The organism is Deltaproteobacteria bacterium (genome assembly GCA_009929795.1).
GTDB lineage: Bacteria > Desulfobacterota > Desulfovibrionia > Desulfovibrionales > Desulfomicrobiaceae > RZZR01.
On the sequence record RZZR01000214.1, the window covers coordinates 1 to 3,435 of the forward strand.

The 3,435-nt window shown below is 60.4% G+C and carries 2 protein-coding genes; both read left to right on the forward strand.

The window, feature by feature from the left end:
* Window positions 1-36: 36 nt before the first annotated feature.
* Window positions 37-651 carry a hybrid sensor histidine kinase/response regulator gene (locus EOM25_13300; protein ID NCC26150.1) on the forward strand — a complete coding sequence of 205 codons (615 nt, stop codon included), beginning with the start codon at window positions 37-39 and terminating at the stop codon, window positions 649-651.
* Between the two features lie 81 nt (window positions 652-732).
* A partial coding sequence (locus tag EOM25_13305; protein NCC26151.1) for a hypothetical protein occupies window positions 733-3,435 on the forward strand: 2,703 nt, incomplete at its 3' end.

The following is a 3,435-nucleotide window of genomic DNA, read 5'->3' on the forward strand; positions in this document are numbered from 1 at the left end:
GGCCCAGGCATCCCCTAATGCAGCCTGAACTGGGCCATGGAGGCCTTCGAACGAATTTCCGATCACGAATGCTGCCCCATAGGCTCGGGTCTTGGCCTGTTCATCAGCCGTGAATACGCCCGGCTCATGGGCGGGGATCTTGTCCTTGAAAATGCTCCCGGCGGGGGTGTTCTGGCCACTTTCAGCTTCCGGGCCACCGCCCTGGATCGCCCCCTGGCCAAATCGACCGAACGAACCGTGACCGCTGTCCGGAAGGACGGTCCAGCCCCGGTCATCCTGGTCACCGACGACATCGCCCTGAACCGGGATCTGCTTCGGGACATCTTCGAGGACATCGGCTGCGAGGTCCTGGAGGCTGCCGACGGTCGGCAGGCCCTGGACGTCTTCAGTGAACGCAGGCCCGACGCCGTGCTCATGGACCGACGCATGCCCGGCATGTCGGGCATGGAGGCCATCCGCCGCATCCGGGCCCTGCCGGGGGGGCAGGAGACCGTCATCGTCATGATAACGGCCAGCGCCTTCGAGGAGTGCCGCAACGAGGCGGCCATGGCCGGGGCCGACGGGTTCGTGCGCAAGCCCTTCAAGATTGCCGAACTTCTGGAAGAACTCGGTCGGCTCATGAAGATCGAATTCATACTCGCGGAAAATTAGTTGTCCGCCGGACTCTGGCATACCGATTTTCGAATCGCCCCCGTCCGGCCCAAATTCATCGTTTCCAAAGGAGGTCTTTTCATGGTCAAGGGTCGTCTGCTTCTTCTTCTGTTGATGCTCCTGCTTGTTCCGACCTTGGCCGGGGCAGACCCATCGTTTGAGGGTTTTCATCCCCTGAACGGAAAAATCGCGGTCCAAACTTCTGAATCTCTCCGGACTCCGGCCATTCCCCTGCGCCTTGCTTCGGGCGCCTTCGATCCCTTGGCCGTAACCCAGGAACCAAGCCATCCGCCAGTGCAGGGCCGTTATCATCTGATCCAATTCGACGGGCCCATCCGCCCGGAATGGCGCGAGGCCGTGGAGGCCACAGGGGCGACCATCCTCGAATACGTCCCCGAATTCGCCTATCTGGTCCGAACCGAAGTCTCAGGGGCCAAGGCCCTGTCCCAGGTCCCCCGCATCCGCTGGACCGGCCCGTACCTGCCCGCCTATAAAATCAGTCCGGCCCTGCTCAACACGGCCGCAACCGCTTCTGAAAATGCCGGGATTCAAGTCATTCTCTTCCCCGGCGAGGACGTGGACGCCGTTGCCGCCACCGTGACCCGGGCCGGCGGACAGATCATTGGCCAAACCGCGACCAAATGGAAAACAGCCCTCCAAGTCACCCCTCCCGAAGAAGGATCCGCCAACCTGATCGAGTCCCTCTCTGGGACCCAAGCCGTTCGCTGGATCGAACCGGCTCCCAGATGGAAATTGCACAACAACAAGTCCTCGGACGTCATGAACCTGCGCGCGGCGCGGGACAGTCATGGACTGACCGGGAAGGGCCAAATCGTGGCCGTCTGCGACACGGGGCTGGACCGGGGGAGCACCGACCCTGCCCATCTGCACCCGGATTTCACCGATGGACAAGACAATTCCAGAGTCGTGGCCATCTACGACTGGTCCGGCCTGGGAGCCTTCGATTTCGACGGTCACGGCACGCATGTGGCCGGGTCCGTTCTCGGAAATGGTCTTCAGTCGGGAAGCACCCCGGCAGCAAGCCAGTATCCCCCAACATCGTTTGCCGGATCGGCCCCCGAGGCATCCCTCGTTTTTCAAGCCACGGCCGACGACTCCGGCAATCTCATTGGCATTCCCGGCAATCTGTATGTTCTCTTCGATCAGGCCTATGGAGTGGGCGCCCGAATCCATACCAATAGTTGGGGAAGCAGTGCATCTTCATTTTACAACTCATTCAGCAGGGACGTGGATGAATTCGTTTGGGACAACAGGGACTTTCTCATTTTCTTTTCCGCCGGTAACGATGGCATCGATAGAGACCGCGACGGCATTGTCGACCTGTTCAGCCTTGGCCCCCCCAGCACGGCCAAAAACTGCGTGACCGTCGGAGCCTCGGAGGGAGATCGGCCCGATGGTTCCGGATGGAACACAAACTATGGCCATCCATGGCCCAAAGACTACGCCGCCGAGCCCCTGTTCTCTGATCCCCTGGCCGACAATCCAAATGGAATGGCCGCCTTCAGTTCCCGGGGGCCGGTGCTGGACGGCCGCTACAAGCCCGACATCGTCGCCCCGGGCACAAACATTCTCTCCACCCGCTCGGCCCTGGCCAGCGGTGGTAGCTGGGGACCATACAACTCATGGTACTACTGGATGGGCGGCACAAGCATGGCCTGCCCACTGACCGCCGGATCCGCAGCCCTGGTTCGTCAGTATCTGACCGAAACCATCGGTCTGGCCTCGCCCTCGGCCGCCCTGCTCAAGGCCGCCCTCCTGAACGGTGCTCAGGACATCGCCCCTGGTCAGTTCGGCTTTGGACCCGAAAGAGAAATTCCCGACGGTCCAGGCCCGAATAACGTCTCCGGCTGGGGTCGAGTGGACATCGGGGGCTGCGTCTTTCCGCCCCACCCAAAATCCTTTCACTATTTCGATGAAAACACTGCCGAAGCGTTGTCCACTGGCCAAACACGCTCCTTCTCCGTCCAGGTCGAAGGCTCAGACCAACCCCTGAAGGTCAACCTGGTCTGGTCCGACTACCCCGGAAGCGAGGCCTCACAGGGTGGCTTGGTCAACGATCTCGATCTGTCGATCCTGCATCCTTCGGGGCAGACCACATACGCGGACAAAACCCTGCAATCCTCACTGTATTCCTTGAAACTCGGTTCTTCGGTAGACGCTCATTCCACGGCCGACCTTCGGGCCGTCCGCTTCACACCCAAAAATTATCCGGCAGTGATCGACTCGGTGACCTTTTTCCCTTCCAACCCCCTGGATGTGGTCGAGCCCATGACCGTGTCGGTTCGTTGTGCCGACGGCCCCGGGAATACACCCGGGACACCATTGTTCAGCACCACACTCGATTATATGTCTCCCGGACTAACGCCCGTCACCATCCCTGTCATCGCCACGGTTGAATCGGGTCCATTCTTCATCGTTTTCGAGAAATCATCCCCAAATATTGGAATCTTTGTCGACGACACGCCGACTCTCGACGACAGTCTGGTCTGGGATGGACAACAATGGGTTTTGTCGATGTACACCCCGTTCGTCGGCGTCAACATCCGCAACATCGCGACTGGCCCTGGATTCGATAGAGTGAACAATGTACTCGGGGCAACCATATCTGATCCAAGCCCCGGTGAATACGTCATTCAAATCCACGGCCACAACGTGCCCATGGGCCCCCAGACCTACGCCCTGGTGGCCAGCGGAGCCGTGACCATCGAAACCTATACGGTCAACGCCACGGCCGGAAATGGTGGGGCGGTCAGCCCCGAAGGC